This is a genomic window from Marinitoga piezophila KA3, from assembly GCF_000255135.1.
Lineage (GTDB): Bacteria > Thermotogota > Thermotogae > Petrotogales > Petrotogaceae > Marinitoga > Marinitoga piezophila.
Genome location: NC_016751.1, coordinates 1,087,631 through 1,111,463, shown reverse-complemented (window position 1 = coordinate 1,111,463; position 23,833 = coordinate 1,087,631). Strand labels below are relative to the sequence as shown.

At 29.9% G+C, this 23,833-nt stretch carries 24 protein-coding genes and 1 riboswitch; of the genes, 6 read left to right on the top strand and 18 right to left on the bottom strand.

The genetic code is table 11. The features are described 5' to 3' along the window. Positions 1 to 10 precede the first annotated feature (10 nt). The 10 genes from fliI to MARPI_RS05290 are packed head-to-tail and all read right to left on the bottom strand — an operon-like array spanning position 11 to position 9,278. Positions 11 to 1,333, bottom strand: coding sequence for a flagellar protein export ATPase FliI (gene fliI, locus MARPI_RS05335; RefSeq protein ID WP_014296570.1), 1,323 nt, complete (start codon positions 1,331 to 1,333; stop codon positions 11 to 13). After that, positions 1,320 to 2,003 (bottom strand): FliH/SctL family protein, encoded by a 684-nt coding sequence (locus tag MARPI_RS05330; RefSeq protein WP_014296569.1) that lies wholly within the window; start codon positions 2,001 to 2,003, stop codon positions 1,320 to 1,322. The genes fliI and MARPI_RS05330 overlap by 14 nt, the downstream gene beginning before the upstream one ends. Beyond that, positions 1,996 to 3,006: a flagellar motor switch protein FliG gene (gene fliG, locus MARPI_RS05325; RefSeq protein WP_014296568.1), complete on the bottom strand. Its 1,011-nt coding sequence runs from the start codon at positions 3,004 to 3,006 to the stop codon at positions 1,996 to 1,998. Before fliG ends, MARPI_RS05330 begins: the two co-directional genes overlap by 8 nt. Positions 3,007 to 3,017: 11 nt before the next feature. Beyond that, complete coding sequence (gene fliF / locus MARPI_RS05320; RefSeq protein WP_014296567.1) at positions 3,018 to 4,568, bottom strand: flagellar basal-body MS-ring/collar protein FliF; 1,551 nt, start codon at positions 4,566 to 4,568, stop codon at positions 3,018 to 3,020. Between the two features lie 9 nt (positions 4,569 to 4,577). Next, entirely contained in the window at positions 4,578 to 5,579 is a 1,002-nt protein-coding gene (locus MARPI_RS05315; RefSeq protein ID WP_171814210.1) for a lytic transglycosylase domain-containing protein, read from the bottom strand. Position 5,580: 1 nt separating this feature from the next. Further along, the gene (locus MARPI_RS05310) at positions 5,581 to 6,414 is read right to left on the bottom strand and encodes a purine-nucleoside phosphorylase (RefSeq protein ID WP_014296565.1); all 834 of its coding nucleotides are present in this window, start codon (positions 6,412 to 6,414) and stop codon (positions 5,581 to 5,583) included. A 54-nt stretch (positions 6,415 to 6,468) separates the two neighbouring features. Continuing rightward, complete coding sequence (gene hpt / locus MARPI_RS05305) at positions 6,469 to 6,999, bottom strand: hypoxanthine phosphoribosyltransferase (protein ID WP_014296564.1); 531 nt, start codon at positions 6,997 to 6,999, stop codon at positions 6,469 to 6,471. Then, the gene (locus tag MARPI_RS05300) at positions 6,996 to 7,724 is read right to left on the bottom strand and encodes a biotin--[acetyl-CoA-carboxylase] ligase (protein ID WP_255370596.1); all 729 of its coding nucleotides are present in this window, start codon (positions 7,722 to 7,724) and stop codon (positions 6,996 to 6,998) included. The genes hpt and MARPI_RS05300 overlap by 4 nt, the downstream gene beginning before the upstream one ends. Positions 7,725 to 7,735: 11 nt before the next feature. Further along, the gene (gene panB, locus MARPI_RS05295) at positions 7,736 to 8,551 is read right to left on the bottom strand and encodes a 3-methyl-2-oxobutanoate hydroxymethyltransferase (protein WP_014296562.1); all 816 of its coding nucleotides are present in this window, start codon (positions 8,549 to 8,551) and stop codon (positions 7,736 to 7,738) included. A gap of 1 nt (position 8,552) precedes the next feature. After that, on the bottom strand, positions 8,553 to 9,278 hold the full coding sequence (locus MARPI_RS05290) for a DUF2520 domain-containing protein (RefSeq protein WP_014296561.1): 726 nt from the start codon (positions 9,276 to 9,278) through the stop codon (positions 8,553 to 8,555). Between the two features lie 165 nt (positions 9,279 to 9,443). Here MARPI_RS05290 and MARPI_RS05285 point away from each other — a divergent pair, with 165 nt between their 5' ends. From MARPI_RS05285 to MARPI_RS05265, 5 genes are read left to right on the top strand one after another with little or no spacing between them, the layout of a single operon-like run. Continuing rightward, positions 9,444 to 10,154, top strand: a complete 711-nt coding sequence (locus tag MARPI_RS05285; RefSeq protein WP_014296560.1) for a substrate-binding periplasmic protein — start codon at positions 9,444 to 9,446, stop codon at positions 10,152 to 10,154. Next, entirely contained in the window at positions 10,144 to 12,228 is a 2,085-nt protein-coding gene (locus tag MARPI_RS10735; protein WP_014296559.1) for an HD domain-containing phosphohydrolase, read from the top strand. The genes MARPI_RS05285 and MARPI_RS10735 overlap by 11 nt, the downstream gene beginning before the upstream one ends. After that, positions 12,215 to 13,372, top strand: a complete 1,158-nt coding sequence (locus MARPI_RS05275) for an FtsW/RodA/SpoVE family cell cycle protein (RefSeq protein ID WP_014296558.1) — start codon at positions 12,215 to 12,217, stop codon at positions 13,370 to 13,372. The genes MARPI_RS10735 and MARPI_RS05275 overlap by 14 nt, the downstream gene beginning before the upstream one ends. A 1-nt stretch (position 13,373) precedes the next feature. After that, positions 13,374 to 13,838, top strand: coding sequence for a 23S rRNA (pseudouridine(1915)-N(3))-methyltransferase RlmH (locus tag MARPI_RS05270; protein ID WP_014296557.1), 465 nt, complete (start codon positions 13,374 to 13,376; stop codon positions 13,836 to 13,838). Between the two features lie 12 nt (positions 13,839 to 13,850). Then, positions 13,851 to 14,174: a hypothetical protein gene (locus MARPI_RS05265; RefSeq protein ID WP_014296556.1), complete on the top strand. Its 324-nt coding sequence runs from the start codon at positions 13,851 to 13,853 to the stop codon at positions 14,172 to 14,174. A gap of 36 nt (positions 14,175 to 14,210) precedes the next feature. On the opposite strand, the gene MARPI_RS05260 is transcribed toward MARPI_RS05265, so the two are convergent. The 3 genes from MARPI_RS05260 to MARPI_RS05250 all read right to left on the bottom strand — a co-directional run bounded on the left by MARPI_RS05260 (position 14,211) and on the right by MARPI_RS05250 (position 17,294). After that, the gene (locus MARPI_RS05260) at positions 14,211 to 15,362 is read right to left on the bottom strand and encodes an aspartate-alanine antiporter-like transporter (RefSeq protein ID WP_014296555.1); all 1,152 of its coding nucleotides are present in this window, start codon (positions 15,360 to 15,362) and stop codon (positions 14,211 to 14,213) included. 76 nt (positions 15,363 to 15,438) lie between these two features. Beyond that, positions 15,439 to 16,275, bottom strand: a complete 837-nt coding sequence (locus MARPI_RS05255) for a succinate--CoA ligase subunit alpha (RefSeq protein WP_014296554.1) — start codon at positions 16,273 to 16,275, stop codon at positions 15,439 to 15,441. After that, positions 16,272 to 17,294, bottom strand: a complete 1,023-nt coding sequence (locus tag MARPI_RS05250) for an ATP-grasp domain-containing protein (protein WP_014296553.1) — start codon at positions 17,292 to 17,294, stop codon at positions 16,272 to 16,274. The genes MARPI_RS05255 and MARPI_RS05250 overlap by 4 nt, the downstream gene beginning before the upstream one ends. Positions 17,295 to 17,347: 53 nt before the next feature. Beyond that, a riboswitch (cobalamin riboswitch) is annotated at positions 17,348 to 17,525 on the bottom strand. A gap of 234 nt (positions 17,526 to 17,759) precedes the next feature. Here MARPI_RS05250 and MARPI_RS05245 point away from each other — a divergent pair. Further along, positions 17,760 to 18,335: a hypothetical protein gene (locus tag MARPI_RS05245; protein WP_014296552.1), complete on the top strand. Its 576-nt coding sequence runs from the start codon at positions 17,760 to 17,762 to the stop codon at positions 18,333 to 18,335. Positions 18,336 to 18,519: 184 nt separating this feature from the next. Here the strand turns inward: MARPI_RS05245 and MARPI_RS05240 are convergent, their stop codons facing one another. The 5 genes from MARPI_RS05240 to MARPI_RS05220 all read right to left on the bottom strand — a co-directional run bounded on the left by MARPI_RS05240 (position 18,520) and on the right by MARPI_RS05220 (position 23,798). After that, positions 18,520 to 20,190 carry a peptidylprolyl isomerase gene (locus tag MARPI_RS05240; protein ID WP_014296551.1) on the bottom strand — a complete coding sequence of 557 codons (1,671 nt, stop codon included), beginning with the start codon at positions 20,188 to 20,190 and terminating at the stop codon, positions 18,520 to 18,522. 13 nt (positions 20,191 to 20,203) lie between these two features. Next, positions 20,204 to 20,920 (bottom strand): 2-phosphosulfolactate phosphatase, encoded by a 717-nt coding sequence (locus tag MARPI_RS05235; protein ID WP_014296550.1) that lies wholly within the window; start codon positions 20,918 to 20,920, stop codon positions 20,204 to 20,206. Then, positions 20,917 to 21,558, bottom strand: a complete 642-nt coding sequence (locus tag MARPI_RS05230) for a histidine phosphatase family protein (protein WP_014296549.1) — start codon at positions 21,556 to 21,558, stop codon at positions 20,917 to 20,919. The genes MARPI_RS05235 and MARPI_RS05230 overlap by 4 nt, the downstream gene beginning before the upstream one ends. Positions 21,559 to 21,583: 25 nt before the next feature. After that, complete coding sequence (locus MARPI_RS05225; protein WP_014296548.1) at positions 21,584 to 22,678, bottom strand: iron-containing alcohol dehydrogenase family protein; 1,095 nt, start codon at positions 22,676 to 22,678, stop codon at positions 21,584 to 21,586. Positions 22,679 to 22,784: 106 nt separating this feature from the next. Further along, on the bottom strand, positions 22,785 to 23,798 hold the full coding sequence (locus MARPI_RS05220) for an elongator complex protein 3 (protein WP_014296547.1): 1,014 nt from the start codon (positions 23,796 to 23,798) through the stop codon (positions 22,785 to 22,787). Positions 23,799 to 23,833 lie beyond the last annotated feature (35 nt).

Here is a 23,833-nt window from a genome sequence, read left to right as displayed (position 1 = left end):
CTCTATTTAATTATTTTAATTTTTTTGCTAAGTCAATAAGTTGATTTACAATTTGATTGAAATCTGGATTTTCATTTGTTCTTTGTCTGAGAAATTGATTTATATTATCTATTTCCCTTTTTGCTATATCTATCTTAGGGTTTGTTCCTTCTTTATAAGCACCAACCTCTATTAAATCCTTTGCATCATTATATGTTGCCATTATGTCTCTTACCCTATACGCAGCTTCAAGATGTTCTTCTTTTGCAACGGTAGACATTAACCTACTAATACTTGCAAGTACATCTATAGCCGGATAATGCGAAGATTCAGCCAATCGTCTTGAAAGAAGGATATGACCGTCAACAATACCTCTAACTGTATCTGAAATGGGTTCATTAAAATCATCACCTTCAACAAGTACAGTATATATTGCTGTAATACTTCCTTTATCAGAATTACCCGCTCTCTCTAAAATTTTTGGTAATTCAGCAAATACACTTGGTGTATATCCGCGTGTTGCTGGTGGTTCACCTATGGACAATCCTATTTCCCTTTGTGCCATAGCCCAACGGGTAAGTGAGTCAACCATAAGCATTACATTATATCCCTGATCTCTAAAATATTCAGCAATTGTTGTAGCGCTTAATAGAGCCTTTGTTCTCATTAAGGCTGGTTGATCTGAAGTTGAAACAACAACTACCGAACGTTTTAAACCTTCTTCGCCAAGATCGCGCTCTATAAACTCTCTTACTTCACGACCTCGTTCACCGATTAAAGAAATAACGTTTATATCAGCAGAGGTATTTCTTGCTATCATACCAAGTAATGTACTCTTTCCAACACCACTTCCAGCAAATATACCAATCCTTTGCCCTTTGCCAAGTGTAATTAAACCATCTATAGCTCTAATTCCAACAGGAAGAGGTTCCTCTATTTTATTTCTTATTAAAGGATTTGGTGGTGGTGAGTAAATGGAACGATATTTTTCTGCATATAGAGGTTTACCATCCATAGGCCTTCCCAATCCATCAAGAACACGACCAAGAAGATTATTAGAAACGCCAATGGACACCTTTCTATTTAATTTTTTTACTCTGGCACCAACATATAATCCGTGAACATCTTCAAATGGCATGAGCAAAACCTTGTTTCCAACGAAACCAACAACTTCACACAGAGCAGTACTTCCATCTTTTAAGGTTATAGAACACAAATCTCCCAGAGAAACATCAGGTCCTCTGGATTCTATAACCACACCGGTTATTCTATCCACTATTCCTTCAAGGGAAAATATATCCAGTTCGTTTAAACGTTGATTTATGTTTTCCAGTATATCGTTATGAGTTTTCATTTAATTCTTCCTCTATAATTTTACTTACAGTTTTTATTAATTCGTTCCTGTTAATTACAACTTTACCCATATTTGTATGTACTGCTATTGAAAAATCTGGCAGAGTAATATCTTCTATTATCTCAACCTTTTCGACTTTTTCTATTTTTTCTATTAATTCTGGATAGTCTTTTAAAATATTTGAACTTACATGTATTTTTATAAATTCCATTTCTATGTAATATTCCAGTATTTTATTTAAAGCATTTTCAACCCATTTTGGAGTAGAAAATATTTCAATATCAAGAAATTTATGAACCAGAGATTTCAAAATATTAAACATCAGTATCCTTGCATTATATATTTCTAAGTTGAGAGAATTGTTAAATTCTTCTAACATTTTGTTTAACTCGGTAGAATATTGCTCTATTAAAGCATTTATTTCTTCCTGGGCTTTTTGTTGCCCTTCTTTTCGTCCTTTTTCAACTTCTTCAGCATAAGCAAGGTGAGCATCATTTATGATGCTCTCCGCTTCCTGTTTTGCATTTTCAATTATTTCGCTTGCTTTTTTTTCGGCGTCTTCTATTATTCTTCTGGCAATTTCTTCTGCGCTTTCTTTTTCGTGTTCTAATTCCTCTTCCGGTGGTTCAAATATTACATATTGACCCTTTATTATGCGTTTATTATACAATTAATTCTTCTCCTCCTCCACCGGCAATTATGATTTCTCCAGATTCCTCGAGTTTTCTTATAATTGCAACAATTCTTTGCTGTGCTTCATCAACATCTTTTAATCTTACAGGACCCATAAATTCCAATTCTTCTTCTATCATCTGACGAGCTCTTTGTGACATATTTCCAAGTAATTTATCTTTGAGTTCTTCTGATGCACCTTTAAGTGAAAGAGTAAGATCACGGGTATCAACTTCTCTGAGTATTCTCTGAATAGTTCTATCATCGAGTTTAAGTATATCTTCAAATACGAACATTTTCTTTCTGATTTCTTCTGAAAGTTTTGGATCTGTTTCGGATAATCTGTCAAATATGTTTTTGGATACAGTTCTGTCGATATTATTCATAATTTCAGCTGTTGTTTCTATTCCACCAACCTGACTGAATGGTTGAGCGGCAAATGAAGATAATCTGTCTTTCATACGGGACTCCACCTCCTTAACAACATCAGGAGTTGCCCTATCCATAATAGAAATTCTTTTAATAACATCAACCTGTAAGTCTTCCGGTAATCCTGCAATAACCTGAGCAGCAGCTCCTGGTGGAAGATAACATAATACCAATGCTACTGTTTGAGGATGTTCATTTTGCAATACATTGGTAATTTGTGCAATATCGATTCTCTTTAAGAAATCGAAAGGTTTAACCTGTAAGTTTGTAACAAGGTTTTCTATAATTTTGATAGCCTGTTCAGGACCAAATGCTTCTTCAAGCAATTTCTTGGCGTAGTCTACACCGCCTTCTTTTATGAACTCTTTTACTTTCATCAGTTCGAAGAATTCTGACATTACAGCGTCTTTTTCTTCATCTGATATTTTTCCGAGGTTTGCAACCTCTAAAGTTAGCATTTCAACCTCTTCTTCATTTAATTCTTTTAATAATTTTGAAGCTCTGTCAGGTCCCATTAAAACTATCAAAATAGCTGCTTTCCTTAAGCCATTTACATCTTGTTTGGCAGCCATAAAATCACCTCTTATTGATTAATCCAGTATTTTACAATTTCTACAACATCATCGAGACTTTGATCAACGATTTTTGCAAGTTTTTCAAATGATTTTTGTTCTTCGGTAAGTTCCACTTCTTCCGGTTCAATTTCTTCAATAATTCTTGTTGCTGCTTCTTCAAGCTTTTTCTTTCTTTCAAGAATGGTTTTCCTTGCTTTCTGTTTCTTTCTAACATTGATTATTGCTATTACAAATAATGCAATAAATATCATGAATATTATAGAAGCAACCATGATAATGGTAAGTGTTTTTGCTCTTTTTGACTGTTCAACCATTTTCTGGTATTCTGCTTCTAAATCTTTATTAAATTTGGTAAATAAAACAGTAATATTAGAAGGAGTTGCTCCTGTTGCTGTTGAAATGGCTGTTTTTATTTGAGCTATTGTTGTTTCGTTTTTTGGAATAGGAGATTTGTCCTCGTCTATAAATATAGTAATAGATTTATTGGCAATTTCACCATTTTTGTCTTCGGTAACCTTTTTATATATTTCATTAAAATCGTAATTTATTATACTTTTTGAATTTTTATATGTATCGGATCCCTGATTATCAGGCGTTTGTGTTGTATATGGAGGGACATTTGAATCAACGCCTGGAACATTTGATGTTCCAGAATAGGAGGTTTTTTCCTCCGTTTCTTTTTGCTCACTAACAACTATACCTGAAGTTTTATTTACAGGTTGAACATTTCGTGCTTCCTGTTCTATTTTTTGCCAGTTTAAATCTACTTCTGGCAATACAACAATTGCGCCCATTCCAAACACTACCTGAAGCTTGTCTTCTATTTTTTGTGTATAATACTCTTCTATTTTTCTCTTTAAATCAAACTTTGTAGCTGCATCTGCTATATTTCCTTCAGCTAAAACCTGCGCGCTGAGATTATGAGAATAATTGTCTACAACCTTTACATCTTTTGGATCAAGATTTTGAACAGCTCCTGCAACAAATTCCATAATAGCTCTTACCTGATTTGAATCTATAGATGCACCTGGTTCAAGAAATAGTAAAACAGAAGCTTTTGGTTTAGATTGTTCTGCAGGTGTATAATATGTCCTTGCAGGCATTACAATATGAACTCTTGCATATTGTATTCCTTTCATTGTGGAAATTGAACGTGCAAGCTCTCCTTCTATTGCTATTTGATAATTTACCTGTTTATCATAACTTGTAGCGCCGAAACTCTGTTTTTGAAGCAATTCATATCCTGTAACCTGATTTCCAAGAACACCACCTAAAGCTAATTTCATCCATAATTCGTATTTATTGTATTTTTCTGGAACCATTATAGAACCGCCAGCACCAACTTTATATGGGATATTCATTTCCTCAAGTTTTGAAATGATTTTTCCACCCTGTTGTTCGTCAACACCACTTATTAAGACCTGATAATTAGGTCTTAAGTTTAATATTATGAAAAATATTATTATTATTAAAAAAACTGCGGCTAATATAGATAGCAATATCTTTTGATTTGTAGGGAAATTATCCCAATAATCCTTTATCTTTTCTAAAAAGTTCATAAAGCCACCTCATAAACTCATAAATATACCTATTCTATAGGAGGAATTAAATAAAATTCCAAGTTTTATGTCGTATATGGATATACCTGTTATAAAAAGAAAATCTTTATCTATATAAAATTTCATCCACATATTGTTTTTAAAATCATATGACATATAAATTTGTTTTAAAATTTTATTATTATTGTTAAATGATACTACATTTTGAGCCCATGGATAGCCAATTCTTGCAATTGTATCCATGTTTAAATTATAATCTGAAAATGCACCTATTGAGAAATTTGTTTTTGGAAAGTAAAAACCACCAAATTTAACTTCAAGATTATTGAATTCAAATTTATTTTCAGTTGTAACTTCGAAATGTTGGTTTGAATAAAATTCCCAATTTTTGTATGCAAAACCTTCATTTGCAATTAGATTCATATAATTTTTTTTCACATTTCCGCTAATGCTTATTAAATAAGGTGAATAGACAGAAGTGTTTTTATATTTTTTTTGTGCTTTTTTTACTTTATTATAATAATAGCTTCCCGCTGAATTTATGCCATTTTTCAATACTGACGTTGGTCCCTGATAATATCCTGCAATTTGCTTTTTTTCAGTACCAAGAGTTTTGTTTAGATAATCATGATATAAAGAGGCTGTTGTTATATTATCAATAGGGTTAAATAGATTATGAGCGCCAAAATCTTCAGCTACTATAGGTTTTAGTTGTAAAAGCCCTATTGCATGACTTGAAGAAATTGCATGCGTATAATAGTTTGATTCAACATACATCTGACCGCCTATTAATGTTTTATCCTGTGTCCATACATATCTTAGTAATTCATTGGAATCCATATAAGAATATTTTCCAATATATGTATATTCAAATGTCAAAAACATGGAGTCGGTATACAACTCCATGTGTAATCCTGGTTTATAGAATATTTTATTATATATGTCTGTTTTTTCTGAAAAACCAGATATAGTAATTAATATAGTAAAGAGGAAAAGTATAACCCTTTTCACCTTATAATTCACCCAATAATTCTAAAATTATATTGGCAATTTTTTCTCCAGTTTTATTAGCGATTTCAATTACTTCTTCGGCTGTTACAGGTTTTAATTCATCTGGAACTGCTTTGTCTGTTACTGCAGAGAAACCTAAAACTCTTATTCCAGCGTGATTAGCAACAATAACTTCTGGAACTGTTGACATTCCAACTAAGTCTGCACCAAAATTTCTCATCATTTTTAATTCAGCAGGTGTTTCAAATGTTGGTCCTGTGATTCCAAGATATACGCCTGTATAAACAGGAATTCCCAATTTTTTAGCAACGCTGATAGCTTTTTCTGTTAATTCTTTATCGTAAGCTTCACTCATATCAGGGAATCTTGGTCCCCATTCATCATAATTTGGACCTATTAATGGATTATCTCCAAAGAAGTTAATTTGATCTGTAATGATACATGGGTTTCCAACTTCAAAATTTGGATTCATTCCACCAGCAGCATTTGTCACAATAAGAATTTTAATACCCAATTCCTGCATTACTCTAATAGGGAATGTTACTTCTTTCATTGTATAACCTTCATAATAATGGAATCTTCCATTCATTAACATCACATTTTTTCCAGAAATTTTTCCAAACATTAATGAACCTTTGTGTCCAGGTGCTGTTGATACAGGGAAATTTGGAATTTCTGAGTAGCTTATTTCAAGGGCATCTTCAAGTTTATTTGCGATTCCATGAAGCCCTGAACCTAAAACAATTGCCACTTCAGTTTTTTCAGATACTTTACTTTTTATATATTCAGCTGCTTCTTTTACGTTTTTTACATATGCTTCAATGTCAAAATTCATATAAAACACCTCCAAAATATAATATATTTATTTTTCATTTATTATTATATCACATTATTCTACATATCCAATAAATGGCAGGTTTCTGTATTTTTCATCATAGTCAAGACCATAACCTATTACGAAGTAATTATCTATATAGAATCCAGGGAAGTCTACTTTTATACCGTGATCATGAGCATTTTTTATAAGAAGGGATGTTAATTTTAAAGAAGCAGGTTCCTCTTTTAATATTTCAGACATTAAAAATTTTATGGTATTTCCTGTATCGACTATATCTTCAATGAGCAGAACGTGTTTTCCTTTTAAGCTATAATTTAACCAGCTGTTTACTGTGATTTTTCCTGTTGATTGTGTTCCGCCGTGATAACTGGATATGCTTACAAACTGATATACCATATCATGTTCAATGTTTTTTACAAGATCAGCAAAAAAATGAACAGAACCTTTTAAAGCACAAACAGCAACTATTTCTTCATCTATATCCTTATAATATTCTGTAATTTCTTTACCAAGTTCTTTTGCTTTGTTTAAAATCTGTTCTTCTGTTAATAATACCTTTAAATTTTCAGGGGATATATTCATACCACACGCTCCTTTCTTAATGAGACCTCACCAGCATATACCTTTTCTATACCACTTTCAAATTCAACTTCAAGATAATCACCATGTATTGAAATAATTTTACCACGTTTTTCTTCATTTTGGAATATTATTTTTATAAAATCTCCATTTCGAATGTTAAGTTTTTTTATCCATTGTTTTGTGAAAGCGGATATTTTATCTCTTTTAAAATATTTTAAATAATATTTATAATATGCATGGGAATTAATTTGCTTTAGAAGTTTCTCAAGATGTAGTTTTTTGTTTTTTTCTTCAATATAACTTGTGGCTATATCTTTTAATTCTTCAGGAATTTTATTATTTACATTTAATCCAACGCCAACTATTATAGCTGAAGGTGTTACACCAGTGAATACAGCTTCGCCAAGAATACCACATATTTTTTTCTCATTTACAAGCAAATCATTTGGCCATTTTATTACTGTTTCTAATTTATATTTATCTTTTAAAATATCGTGTATGGCTAAACTGTATAATCGAACATAGTGCCAGGGATTATAGGGTCTTATATTTGTTGGTTTAAATAATACGGAGAACCATAATCCTCCTCTATCTGCAATCCACTGCCTTTTCATTCTTCCATATCCGCCTGTTTGTTTGTCAGCCCATACTACTGTTTCAGATGGCAAATCCTTCCAATGTTCTTTTAAAAAAATGTTTGTTGAGTTAATAGTATCAAAATGTATAATTTTATCTCCTATAATTTTTGGTCACTGCCTTCCTCTATAGGTTTATATGCATGTTTAGCTTCTGGAAATTTTCCATTTTTTACTTCTGATGAATAATTTTCAATAGCTTCTTTAAATAGTTCGAAACCATTTAAGTATTTTTTTAAAAATTTAGGTTCAAATTCGTTGTTTAAACCCAATAAATCATGCCATACCAGAACCTGGCCATCACAAAATCTTCCAGAACCTATACCTATTGTGGGTATTGCCAATTCTTCTGAGATTTTTTTTGCCACAGGTTCTGTAACCATTTCCAACACAATTGAAAATGCTCCGGAATTTTCTAAAGCTTTTGCACTGTTTAATAAAACTTCTTCTTCAGTTTGAGTTTTGCCTTTTGAAGTTATACCTATTTGTTTATATGATTGGGGAGTAAAACCTATATGTCCCATTACCGGTATTCCAAAATCCACCATTTTTTTTATTAATGGTACGACGTTTAATCCACCTTCGAGTTTTATAGCATCAGCACCAGCTTTTAGTAATAAACCAGCATTTTTGATAGCTTCGCTATCGGAAACCTGATAGCTTAAAAATGGCATGTCTCCTATAATAAATGTGTTAGGAGCGCCTTTTTTTACAGCTTTGACAAAGATTATCATTTCTTCCATGCCTATTTTTATAGTATCATTATTTCCAAGCATTACATTTGAAGCTGAATCACCAACAAGTATCATATCGACATTTGCGGCTTCAGCGATTTTGGCGGAGAAATAATCATATGCAGTAATCATTACTATTTTCTCCTGCTTTTTTTTCATTTTTAGAAATTTTCTTATGCTCATGTCAATTTTCCTCCTTTATCCTGTATAGCGTATCTATAAAAAAATCATAAATATTTTCATCGTTAAAATAGCTTTTGAATATTTTTTTTTCTTTTTGAATGGTTTTAATATCATTTCTTGCAACAGGGCCAGTTAAAGCTTCTTTTAAACCTACTTTTTTTATATTATTTAATGAATAGATTGCAAGGTCTATTAAATGCTCTATGTTGTTAAGATTCATATCTTTATATAAATCCATGGATAATTTCGCCAGAGCATATGAAAAATTTGAAAGTATAACAGCTGCAAGATGATATTGGATTTTTTTGTTTTGGGGAATAATGATATATTTTCCTTTTAAGTCTGTAACTAATTTTTTTGCATATTCCAATCCCTTTTCATTGCCTTCAATTCCCCAGACTATATTTTGTATTTCTTCACATTTTTTTTCTGAGTTAAATGGAAAGTTAGGGTGCATGGAAAAATGTGGCACAGATTGTATAAAAGAAGAGTCCAATACTCCACTACAATGACCAATTGCGAGAACATTTTCGAGGTTATTATTTTTTAATTTATTCCATATTTTTTCAATAATATCATCGGGTGTTGTAATTATTATAATGCCATCAAATCTGTAATTTGATATATCAATATTCTTCCCTATTAATATTATATCAGAATATTTTTTTATTAAGCAATTATATAAAGTTTTTCCCACTTTTCCAGGTCCAATTATATAAATTTTCATGTATAAAAAACCTCCGCAAAGTTAAATATATTTAGTATAACGAATATTTCATAATGCATATTTTTTATGATATAATATTTATACGGGATTTATTTTGGATTTGCTGTTTATGATGATATAATCTAAATTTACTTATATTATAACATAAATTGAAAGGGAGTTATTATGAAGAGCAAGTTATTTATAATCTTTTTTTTGATAGTAGCTGTGCAATTTTATGCAGTGTTAAAGGTTGGGATTTCACTTACAGAGCCATATGCATATATGGAAGAAGTAGAAGATGGGTATATTTTAAAAGGAATTGATGTAGAAATTGTAAAAATGATATCTCAAGAGCTGCATGAAAATGTAGAAATTTATATTTTTTCGTTTCCATATCTGGTCGACAATGCGCTAAATGAAGGAAATGTGGATATGATAATAGGCGGAATACATATTACTCCCGAAAGACGAAAAAAATATTATTTTTCAATACCGTATTTAACTACAGGGTTGGTTTTAATAAAATTAAAAGATAATAAGAAAAAAATAACAAGTTTTGATAATATAGCTATTGGCGCAAAAAAAGATTCAACGGGGTATAAAAAAACGCTTGAATTAATTAATAGCGGCAAAATAGTACATTTACATGTATATTCTTCAAATGAAGAGTGTCTTGAAGGGGTTTTAGATGGAAATGTAGATGCTGCTTTCTTTGATCTGGTAAATGCTTTATATTTTTCAAAAAAATATCCTGTAGAAATTGTTGGAGAGCCATTTGAAAAATCAGATGTTGGTATTGCAACAAAAGATAAGATTTTACTGGAAAAGATAAATTATATAATTTTGAAGAATAAACAGAAAATAAATATTATACTGAAAAAATATGGAAAATAATAAAATAAAATTAGAACAATGGTTTAGAAGAAACACAAGAAAAAAGTTAATAGCTGCAACCACTGCCATATATTTAATAATGGCAATCTTTTTTGCTTTAAATACATATTTTTATATGAACAATGAAGTTGAAATCCAGTACAATAGGATATTAAAGATTATTGATACTCAAAAGAAGAGAATTATTACGAATATGGAAGTTATTGCAAATGTTTATTCTTTATCTGTTGATGCTGAAAAGATCCTAAAAAATGTTGTTAATAGCAACTCTGTTATCTCATGTATAGGAGACTATAAGCCGTCGTTAAAAACATTTACCTTTGTATATCCAGAAAAAGCCGGGTTTCAACAATTTGATATTGATAAACATATAGATGAATTGAAAAAAACAGAGTTTAAAGTTATTGTTGACAATGAAAATATATGTTATTTATTTCCGTATTTTTATGATTTTTACGGAGAAAGTCGTTTTTTCGAAGGGATTTTAGTTGTTAAATTAGATGTCAAAGCGGTAATTGATGAATTAAAGGTTTTTCTTGCAAAAAATGAGAAAATTTCTTTGACTAAAGAAAATAAGCCGTTTGCAATTTTTAAAACATTTGAACTTTATGGAAGAAAGGTTTATTTAATAATAGATTATAGTAAATATATATATAACTTCTTTTTAGTAACATTATTAAGTATGATTGTTGTTGTATTAATATCAATAATTATGAGAAAATTGGAAATAAAGCATTTAAATAATCAAATTATTAATCCCATTGAATCATTGACAGAACATATGAGAAATGAATTACTGGAAGAGTTTGATCAGAATTTTGAAATAGAAGAATTTGAATCTCTAAAAAATTCATTTAATTCACTGATTAAACGAATTTATGCGCATAAATTGGAATTAGAAGGTTATTTGCAGGAAACTACGGCAATGAATGAAGAATTAAGTGATTTAAATAAGCGATTAGAGACATATTTTGAAAAATTAGAAGAATTAATAACGGTAATTGCCCGTCTTAGTCTTTCCGATATGGATGAAAAGGTCTTTTTTGACAAATTACTTGAAAGTGCTATAAAAATAGTTCCTGAAGCCGATTATGGAAGTATTTTTCTGTTTAATAAAGATAAAAATATATGGAAGGTTATCAGTGCAATTGGGCATGATGAAAAACGGCTGAAACATGTTGTGTTTGATAACAAAACATTTATATATGCGAAACAGGTATCTGTTGTTGAAAATATTGTTGAAAAAAATAAAGGATTGCTTGATGATACAAAACTTCAGGAATTAGCCGATGCGACAAAACCAATTTCAAAATCGTTATTAGCGCCTTTAAAGATAAACAATTATGTTATTGGGCAAATTGCTCTGGATATAAGTGTAAAAAATGGCAGAAAGACTTTTTCAAATGAATCTATGAGACTTGTAGAGGCTCTTTCGCATCTTGCTTCTGCATTTGTTAGATTAAAGCAAATTTCAAAAGAAGAAGGAAGGTTCCATAAAAATGTTGTATTAACTCTTGTAAAAGCTCTTGAGTATTATGATAAATATACAAAAGGTCATTCAGAAAGAGTTGCATATTATGCAACAGAATTTGCAGAATATCTTAAACTGGATAAAGATATGATAAGAAAGGTTTATTGGTCCAGTTTATTGCATGATATAGGAAAATTCTTTATTCCCCAAACAGTTTTAAATAAGGAGACAAGATTAACAGATGAAGAATATGAAATAGTAAAAACACATTCCACTAAAAGTTATGAATTGCTTAAACAAAGTGGTTATATGGATGAATATGCAATTATTGCAAAGTATCATCATGAAAGATGGGATGGCAGAGGATATCCAGAAGGATTAAAAGGCGAAGAAATACCATTTATTTCAAGAATAATATCTCTTGCTGATAGTTTTGATGCAATGACAACAGACAGACCTTACAAAAAGGCACTTTCATTTGAAGAAAGCATAAAGGAAATTGAAAAAAATGCCGGAACACAATTTGATCCTGATTTAGCAATAAAATTTGTAGCTTTCTTAAAAGAAGAAAGTTGGAGGAAAAATTACAATGATAAGAAATAATCCTTTGTCAGGAATTTATACAGAACCTTTTGAAAGAATGAGAAAATTTGAGTATATAATTCCTTTAATATATTTTTTACTTTTGATAATAGGAGTTTTTGCAGTAAGAACAGCTACATATGGAGAGTATATAGAAGATAATTATTATAAACAAATAATATTTTCAACGTTAGGAATAATAGTATTTTTTACCGCATATTTTTTAAAAGAAAGTTTTTTAAAAAGAATTATCGGCTATTTATATTCTTTTACTATTTTTCTTTTAATATATGTTTTGGTATTTGAACGAGCACGCTATGGTGCAAGACGATGGATAAGAGTTGGTCCTGTTGGAATACAGCCCTCTCATTTGTTTTTGATCTTTACACTTATTATTTTTGCAAAATACCTTGCAGAAAAAAACAAAAAAGCATATTATATATTATCTCTAACAACGTTGTTAGGGCTTGGATTAATCTTTAAACAGCCGGATCTGGGTATGACGTTATTTACATTTGGTCTATGGTTTATGTTAACCTATGTTTCTGGTGAACATGAAAAAACATGGAAAACTTCAATGTTTTTAATGTTATTTTCCTCACCTTTTGCCTTTTATTTTATGAAAGATTATCAAAAAGCCAGAATTATAGGTTTTTTATTTCCTGAAAAAAATGCCGCTGGAGTTGCATATAATACTTTACAGGCAATGAGAGCAATAGGTTCTGGTGGTTTTTTTGGAAAAGGATATTTAAATGGTTTTATGAATCTTTCTGATTTTGTACCGGAAGACCATAATGATTTTATTATTTCTGTAATAGGTGAAGAATTTGGATTTTTGGGAATAACTGTAATCATATTGCTTTATGGAATATTAATTTATAGAATGTATATTTATGCACAAAAAACTTCCAGAAGATTCTGGAAATACATATATTTTGGAACAAGTTTGATTATATTTTTTCATGTCTTTGAAAATATAGGGATGAATTTGGGAATAATGCCGGTTACAGGAGTTCCGTTGCCTTTGATTTCATATGGAGGGAGTCAGATAATTATTTTTTCATTTTTGCTGGGTTTGGTAACTAAAGGTATTGCAACAACAGAATCATATGCAGAAGAAAATTATATAGATGATGAAACGAATTTTAAAGGAGAAATGAATTAATATGATAAAGGTTTATGTTATTGGAAAACCAAAGACGAAATTTATAAAAACAGGTCTTGAACAATATTTGAAATGGACTTCTAAATATGATAGAGTGGAATTAATTACTTTGCCATTATCAGATGATTTAAATAAAATATCAGCAGAAGAGTATAAAAAAAAGGACATGGAGAGGATTTTAAAATATTTTACAGGAGATGTTTTCAAGGTTGTTCTTGATGAAAGAGGAAAGGAATTATCCTCAATAGATTTTGCAAAAAAAATAGATACATGGAGAATAGGTAAAAAAAACATATCTTTTTTTATTGGAGGACCGTTGGGACATCATGAATATATAAGAAACAATGCAGATTTTTTGCTTTCTATGTCTAAGATGACCTTTACGCATGAAATGATACTGCTATTTTTACTGGAACAAATATATAGAGCATTTAAAATAAATAATAACGAAAAATATCATTATTAAGAAGGTGAAAGTGTGCATCAGAGAATATTTAAGAGGATGAAAACATATGAAGATGTATATAAATTTTTAAGTTCTATGGATAATATATCTGAAAATGCATTAATTCCAGTGAGAAAGGTATTAGATGAAGAAAGCAATGAGGAATTTATTTTATTCGAGGAAAATGATAAAATAAATTATATAAAATTCTATCATATGGGAAGTTGCGAATTATGTTTTGAAAAATACTCTTCAGAGGATATTTCAAAGAAAGAATTATGGGCTGAAAATCCACCTACTTTTATGGACAAAGAATTAAAATTGGAGATAATATTTGAAGTTTCAAGTAAAAAATAACCCTGAAAATCAAATTTCAGGGTTATTTTTTATGTGTTAATTTAATAAAGAAAAAATCTTTGTAAATATTACCATTCCCAGTAATGCAAATGGATATGTTGCCCCATATCCAGAAGCAACCTCTTCAGATTCATTTGCATCAATTGCGGCACCAAGTCCCGGAGTACTTGTCATTCCTCCACAAATGGCGCCAGATAAAATTATCCAGTTAAGTTTAAAAATATATCTTCCTATAATATAACCTATTAGAATAGAAAAAAGAGCAATAATTAGTGCGAAAAACATTAAAATAAGCGTTTTTTCGTTAAGATTGTTAAAGGTGTTATATCCAGATTTCAATCCAACAGATGACAAAAACATAAGCAATCCTAATTCTTGAATACTTTTTAAGATTTTTTTGTTCATTTTAAAATTAATAGGTCCAACTTTACCTAATGAACCTAAAAATAAAGCCGAAATCAATATTCCACCGGTCATGCCAAGTGAAAATTGTATAATTCCAAGATTGATATTTATCTTACCTAATAGAATACCTACAATTATTACAAAAGAAAATGCCATGAAGTCAAAATTGTTAATTTTATCTTCTTCAAAAGTTATTTCAGATGCCAGTTTTTCTTTTTCTTTTGAAATATCTATTTTAAATATTACAGGAATTAAGTACATAGAAAGAATTACCGCAAGAACACCAGGGATATATCCAACAGAATATCCAAAGGTTATTTCATCCTGGAAATCAGGAACAGTTTCAAGTGCTGTTGCAAGTCCTGGGGAACTGGTAAGGGCACCAGAATATACTCCAATAAAATTATAAATATTATATCCTGATATTTTTCCAAAAAAATAGGATAGAATGAAACCAGAAAGAGTTATAACAAATGCCATGGCTATAAATCTACTTCCAAATTTTTTTATGATAAATTTAATATCTCTGGAAGCTATTAATCCAACAGCTGAAATAAATAAAATCAAAGAAAAAAGAAAAAATTGGTGAAATGAAGCCTTTAATAATTGGATTGAAGAAAGATTATTATCTTTTAAAAGGAGGGTGGTAGCCAACCACCCCAAAAATAATCCGCTAAAAAGGGTTCCCGAACTCCCTAATTTAAATCTACCTATTTTAAACTTACCTATAAAGATACCTAAAAAAATTGATGAAAATAAAAGAAAATATGGATTTGAAAGCAACTTCTTCAACTCCTTTGTTATAATAATATAGTTATTTATATCATATCAAAATTTATTATCTTTATATTTACTTTTCTTATAAAAGATCTGGTATATTTTTAACCACATTTATTCCCATTTCAAGAAGTTGCTTTTCTTTATATTCAATACTACCTTCATAACCTTCTACAATAGCTCCGGCATGTCCCATTCTTTTTCCTTTTGGAGCTGTTCTTCCAGCAAAAAATACCTTTATATTCCCTTTATAACCTTTTTTAAGAGCATTTTTGATACCTGTAACTTCATCATTCCCCCCAACTTCACCTATTATAACAGCCTCTTTTATATTATTTTCAATTAAATAGTCAAAAGCTTCTTCAACAGATGTTCCGATAATTGGATCACCACCCAGACCAATTCCGATTTTTATGCCTTTTGAATATAAAGAAAGATAATTTGATATTTCATACATTAAAGTTCCGCTTCTTGATATTACAGCAATTTCTCCAGGCTTAAAAGCTTTTTCAGGCATAATCCCGATTTTTGAAATTCCAGGTAATATTACGCCAGGACAATTAGGTCCTATTACCCTTACATTATTATCCTTTGCAATATGATATACATCCAGCATATCCTGTTGAGGAATATGTTCTGTGATAATTATAATTTTTTTTATGCCGGCATTAATAGCTTCAAAAATAGCATCTTTTGCAAATGGAGCAGGTACAAATACAACAGATGTATCTGCATTATATTTTTCTACAGCATTTTTCATATTGGTTAATACAGGAATATTATATAAATCCTTTATTTTATTGTTTTTTGAAACACCACATACAATATTTGTTCCATAATCGAGCATCTTCTTTGTATGCAATCGTCCAGATTTTCCGGTAATACCCTGGACACAAACTCTTTCATTTCCGTAAATCATTTATACTCACCCACTTTCACTGCATCAAGAATCATGGAATACATATCTTCATAATAATTTAAATTGTGTTTTTTTAGAATTTCCTTTGCTTCGTTTTCATTTGTTCCCGTTAATCTTATAAATAATTGTATATCAGGATTTTCCTTATTAAATTCAACGAGTCCTCTGGCTATTTCATCGCATTTTGTAATTCCACCAAAAATATTTAGAATTACTTTTTTTATTCCAGAATTCTTTAATAAATTTAAAGCTTCAAGAGTAATATCCTTTTCAGCTCCTCCACCAAGATCAAGAAAATCTGCTGGTTCTCCACCATGTAATTTAACAGCATCCATTGTAGCCATAACTATTCCTGCGCCACAGCCGATAATTCCAATATCTCCTTCAAGTTTTACAAAGTGAAAAGGATACTTTTCATCAACAAATTCCTCTGCCCAGGTTTGTCTGAATATAGCGTTATCATCAAGATGCATTACAGCATCAAGAGCGATTATTTCTCCTCCTTCTGATTCGATTAATGGATTTATTTCAAGAAGGGTTAAATCCTTTTCTCTAAATAATTTTCTTAAATTAGGCAATATTTTCTGGATTTTTTCCGGAATTACTTCATGAAATTTTTCAAAATTTGTTTTTATAATTGAATCTTTGTTTTCTTCTATATCAATACCACCACTTTCGGAAAATAGTATACTTATTTCTTTTTCTTCTCTATTAAGTAGTAGAGATATATAGTATTCTTTTTTTATGGGAATCATTTCTTCAGCGAGAACCCCATAAGGTTTTTCGCCTTTTATTTCTTTTTTTAGCAGATATTTTGCTTTTTCAGAAAATTCTTCTTCTGTATGTGCAAATAATACACCGCCTGCTTTCATTCTTCCGCCCACTAACACCTGAGACTTTAATACTGCAGGCAGGAATGTTACTTTAATGTCTTTTTCAGAAGTAATTAGATACGATTGAGGCACTTTTATTCCATAATCTTGCAAAAAACCCTTACCAATAAATTCATGTACTTTCACTTAAATCCCTCCTATAAAATAAAAATTCCATCCTAATCTCCCGCGAGATCAGGATCGCTCTGGAATTAAAGGCAGGTCTCCCGACTTCCGGATCATCCTACTCCCAACGCCTTCCCAGGACAATTCCCAGTGGCCTTTTGTTGGTTTCGTACCCGGTTACGGTGGCGGGGCCGTGATGGATTCTCACCATCTTCCCTTTTAAGATTTCTCACCTTTAATTCCGGAGGTATTTACTTTTTTAATTTTCTATATGATTCTACCATATTAGATCTTTACATACAAACCTGAAAAGATAGTATATATTTTCTAATTTTGTAGAATTATGCCTGATAAAATTTTAAAATCTAATTAAAACTAAGAATTTTTATTTTTTTTTAATATCTTTTAAAACTTGAATCAATAATGGAATTATAGTAGAATTATAATTTAAGGATATTAAATACAAATTTTCAGGGAGGTGTTTATATGAAAAAGGTAACTCTTATACTTGTTTTATTAAGCATTGCTTTTCTTTTTGTAGGGTGTGTAGATCTTTTACAACAGGATAATTCAGACGTATTCCAAAGTTACTTTGATGATTTGAAAAACATTACAGAAAATTCTTCTATAACCGTATTAGAAAAGTACTTTTACAATGTTAATGTTACAGGAATGACAGATTTTGACGAAGATGCATGGGAGTGGGCTATAGAAGAGCTTATTTATCATTGTCCAATTTATGATGGTAGTACAGGAAAAGTTACAGGAAAGATTGAAAATCTTGAGATAACAAATGAAAAAGAATCAGAACCACCGGCTGATTTAAAAAATATCTGTCCTGATGTAGAAAAGGTATTAACAGCAGATTTATCTTTTGATCTCACTGCAGTAGGTGAAACAACATCAAAACATTATGATATTACAAGAAGCGCTTATTATATAAAAGACAGATGGTATATAGGAGTTGTGTATTATGAAAAAGAAGAGGATAAAGTAGTAATATATCCTGATTGGGAAGCATGGGAATATTGGGGAATGTTTTTAGGAGAATTTGATGAATAAATTTTTATTGATTAAATAATAATAAAAAAACAAAAGCCCCGACAATCGGGGCTTTTACGAAACCATATATGTATATGGAATCGGGGGATGGGGATTTCAAAATTATTATATCTTAGATATATTAATTAACAGTTACAAGAAACTGATAAATTTAAATCTTTTTTTACATTTTGAGAAAATATTTTCATTGCATCATGTTTTTTAAAGTTGTTTTTATTTCTTCTATAATCTTTTCTGACTGAGACTTTATTTCCGGGTTATCTGTTTTTTCCACAATTCCTTCAAAAGCTTTTAAAAGCTTTTCAAGCTCTGGTTGAATTACATCTTTTGGTTGTGATTGAATATATTGCTTGATATAGTTGTAATATGAATAATTATAATCAAATGCAATTTCGGGATCTTCTGGATTAAGCTGATATAATTCTACAAGTGTATTCATATCTTTGTTTTTCATATAAATTTCTTTTAAAATAATGAAATTTCTGTTATTGAGTTCTCTGGAATAATCTTCTTTTTCTTTTATATCTTCTTTTAATTCTGTATTTGTTTTGTTTATTAAGTAAGGATACATTATTTTTATGTAGTATAAATTTTCAAGGTTTGTTTTTAGCTGATCTTTTTCTTTCTTTTCAGGTGAGTCCTTTAATTTAGAGATTTCCTCTTCTATTTTATTTAATTCTTCGTCTAAAGCTTTTTCATCAAGGTTTTTGTATTTGTTATCAAGAACTAATAAGGATTTTTCAAGTTCTATAATTTCAGGGATTTGTTCTTTTATTTTTTTTGCTAAAGTAACATAACTGAGTTTCCATTCTTCTGGTACATCCTGATCTGTTTTTATTGCGTCGAATAATTTTTTTTCTATATCCATTAAATCGTCAATTGTTTTAGCTTTTTGGATTCTATCCTCATAGATTAGAGGTTTATAAACTATCGCAAAATCAAATTGTTTTGAATAGTCCATATACCATTTGTATAATTTCTCGTTTTTTAAGTCGGATTTAATTTTTTCCACAATTTCTGAATTGTTTTCCATATCTTCTGGAGAATTATAAATCTTTTTATCTTTAACCTTTATTAAATGATAACCATAATCTGTTTTTACAGGTCCTACAATACTACCGATTTTCGCATTCCAGGCTGCTAAGAAATAAGGTTCAACAACCTGTTTTTTTGTAACCCAGTTAATTTCTCCACCGTTAACAGCAGAATTTTTATCAATAGAGTACTTTTTTGCAGCATCTTCAAATGAAATCTTACCGCTTTTTATTTCGTTTAATATTTTATTTGCGGTAGCTTCATCTGTAACGAGAATATGTTGTGTAAGTACTTTATCATTATCTTCTTTTAATTTTTCAAAGTTTTTTTCTATATATTCATTAACTTCATTTTCTGTAACTGTTCCTATTTTTGAGTCAATATATTTATAGTAATATGAAGCTAATAAATTGTTTTTTATATAATCTTTGAAACTATCTTCAGAGCCAAAGTAAGAAATAATCTGTTTTTTTGTATCTTCATTTGATAAGTATTGTGAAGCGAGTTCTTCAACTTTCCTGTCTATTTCTTCCATATTGGGTTTATAATTGTTTTCGTTTGCGTAGTATTCAAGAATTTTATAACTTAAAGCTGTTTTTATTGTAGAAACCATGTAAAAAGGTTCTTTCATAGGATCAAATTGCTGACCGTTTTGTTGCATTTGTTGAAGGGAATTTAAATATTCAATTTTAAAAGCCTTTTCTGTAAGATAATAATTACTTAAAATCTTTCCGTCTTTCATTAAATAACCAACAATTTCTTCAGAAAAACCTGCTAATACAAATACTACTAATGACAATAAAACTAATACCTTTTTCATTGGACACCTCCGACTAAATTTCTATTTTTGGCTTAAACTCATTTGTTTTTGCCTTTGAGATAGGAACTACATTTAGCAATCCTTCATTAAAGCTCATTTTCAGGTCTTTTTCAAGGCCAAGTTTTTTGAGTTTTTGAGCATGTAAAGAATACTGGAATATTCTGGTATGTGGAATGTTAGCCATATTTAATGCTATATATGCTTCATCGTTGAAATAGCATATATCCTGTTTTGATAATATAGATAAAAATCTACCTGCTGTAAATACATCTTCAAGAGAAACATATCCATCTGTTCCAGAACATACAATTCCAATATCATCAATTTTTTTGCTTAAAACATATTGAATAGCTGATTTAAGATTAATTAAAGACAATGAAATGGTAATTCCCATATCGTTTGCTTTTAAAAAAGCTTTTGAGCCATTTGTAGTACATAAAATAACCTTTTTATCCTTTACCTGATTAGCATTTCTTAAAATTTCTGTTGGAGAATTTGAAAAGTCAAAGCCTGTAATTTTTAATCCGCCTCTTTCTCCAACTAATACTACATTATTATCCATATTTTTTATTTGTATTGCTGTATCAGGATCATCGGTTATTGAAACGCTTTCTGCTCCAACAGAAATAAGAGTGGCCATTGTAGTTGATGCTCTTAAAGTATCAACCACAAAATAATATTTATGATTTTCCAATTTTACATCTGGTAGAAAATAAGTATATAATCTCATATTTCTTCCTCCACTGTTTTTGGATGTATAATTCTTTCAATATCAAGATGCCATGTTTCGTTGAGATTTATTAATCTATATCTATTATTTTCAAATTCTATAGTTGTTACTGACGCATTATCGAGCATAAAATTTCTATGCTGGTTTAAAGGAAGATTTAATACCCAACAAATTAAGCTTCTGATCAGAAGTGCATGTGAAACAATTACAACATTTTCATTATAGGTATTATTAACAATTTCTTTTAAGGCTTTTACTCCTCTTGCCTGAACTTCTGCCATAGATTCAACGCCCTTAATATATGCCCACGGATCATTTCCCCATAATTTAAATTCTTCCGGGAAATTTTCTTTTACTTCATCAATATGATATCCATTCCACAATTCAACGTGAGCTTCTTTTAAACCTTCATGAATTATAGGTTTTTTATTTATATTTTTAGATATTTCAAGAGCAGTATTATAAGCTCGAGATAAAGGTGAAGCATAAACCTTTGAATATTTCTCGCGTTTAAATCTTTTTCCAAGGTTTCTTGCCTGTTCTTTGCCTATATCGTTTAATTCTATATCCACAGTGCCCTGCCATTTTCTTTTTAGATTCCAATCTGTCATTCCATGCCTTATAAGAAATATTTTCAAAATTTATCACTCCAATATTATTTTATCACATTTCCAATATTTTATTATACATATCTTTAATCTTGTTGTAATTATATTCACCCGGTGTGTTTTTTACATGTGATGAATTTAAAACTTCATTTATAAATAAATCAAGTTCATCGTCTTTATATTCAAATTTAAAGTTATAAATACCAAGTTCTTTTAAGAAGGTTGTGAACTCATCAATTGAACCAAATATATCTTCAATTATTTTTACTTTTTCCGGTTCTGCTTTTTTTACTTCTTCAAGTACAAATGGAAGGAATATAGCTGTAGCCTGTCCATGCCTTATTCCTTTGTGAATGGTAATTCTATATCCAAGAGAATGTGGTAATATTGTTCCAGTTTGGGCTATAACTATTCCAGCTAATGTTGAAGCTAAAGCCAGTTTTTCTCTATATTCAACGTTTTCAAGATCATTTAATACTTTTGGAAGATATTCTTTTATTAATGAGATAGATTCTTTTGCAAGGATATCAGACATAAATGTAGCCTTTTTTGAAAGAACACCTTCAATGGAATGTGAAAGCGCATCAACAGCAGTGGTAAGAGTTAACTCCCTGCTCATTTTTGTCATGTATTTAGGATCTAAGTAAGAAACATCAGGGAATATTAGAACATCTTTAAAACCGGATTTTCTTCCGTTTGGTTTTGTTAAAACAGCGTATTCTGTAACTTCGCTTCCCGTTCCTGCAGTTGTTGGAACTGTTATAATTGGTACTGAAACTTCATATTTTGAAGAATCAAATAAATCATCTGGTGTTAACTCTGGATTCGCAATTAAGACAGAAATAGCCTTACCTGCATCCATAGGGCTTCCACCGCCTATGGCAATAACAAAATCACAATTTTCCTTTATACCGAGTTCTTTTCCTTTTATAACCATATCATATGTGGGATTTTCACCTATTTCATCATAATGCACATATGGGATTTTAAATTCATTAAGAACAGAAATCACATCATCAAGTGCTCCTGTAAGTTTTGCAGAATGTTTTCCTGTAACAATAAGAGCCTTTTCTCCTAAAATCATTTCATCTTTATGTTTAGAAATAATATCTTTTCCGTAATACAATTTTGTAGGCATATGGTATAGCATCTCAATCACCCCTTTTTTAAAATCTTCTTATCTATTATTATAATAAAAAAAAGAGGAAATAGCAAATTGCAATTTTAAAATAGAAAAATTGAAATTATCTTTTTTACTATAAGATGAAATTTTGATTTAATAAGATTTTTAGAATATCAGCATATTTAAGTTCAATATTGTTTAATAAAAATTTACTGCCATTATGAAATTCTATATTGCTGTGTTCCAAAAGCTCTTTATTGCTCTTTTTAAAGCCAATAAAATTTGCTTTATATTGCATAGGAACAATCAATTTATCTTTAGCAAAAGTTTCAATAATATCTCGAGCTATTTTACTTCTTACAAGATCACCAAAAGAATCATGATAAGGACCAGCTACAACATTTTCTCTTTCTTTACCGTATAAACATATACCAAGTCTTATTACCTTTTTATCATTAGCTTCTATAATTTCTGTCATTTTAGCTACTTTTTCAACAGCCTCATCAAGCGTTTCTGGAGTATATTCCTTGTTTTTATACATTTTTTCAAGTGTTGAATTTTTTAAAATAACTGTTGGATGTATCCTCACACTTTTAGCACCTATAAATGTTGCAATTACTGCAGAATTTAAGTCTTTATAATAAGAGCTTTTTGGCAAACCTGTCATTAAATGAATGCCATAGTCAAAGTCATATTTTTCCAATAATTCAATTGCATTCCAGACGTTATTTAAATCGTGTGGCCTGTTTGCTGCTTTTATTATATCTTCATAAAATGATTGAATACCAATTTCTATAAAATTAATTGTATAATTTTTTAGAACATTCATTTTTTTCTCTGTAATTTCTTCTGGTGATGTGGAAAATCTAATGCCATATGCCAAGCCATTTTTAATTTTTTCTTCTGCCCAGTTAAGGTAAAATTTCATTAATTCTATGTCCATTCCTGTAAATGTTGCTCCATAAAAGGCTATATAAGGATTTACGTTTTCAGGGAAATATTCAATATATCTATTGAATATATCATTTAAATTATTTTCATCAGGTTTTTTTCTTATTCCTGTTGCAGAATATTCATTGCAAAATACACATATTTTTTTACAACCCGCGTGTGGTATAAAAACAGGAATTATATATTCTCTTGACATTAAAATCACCTCTGTACGATTATATTAAATATATT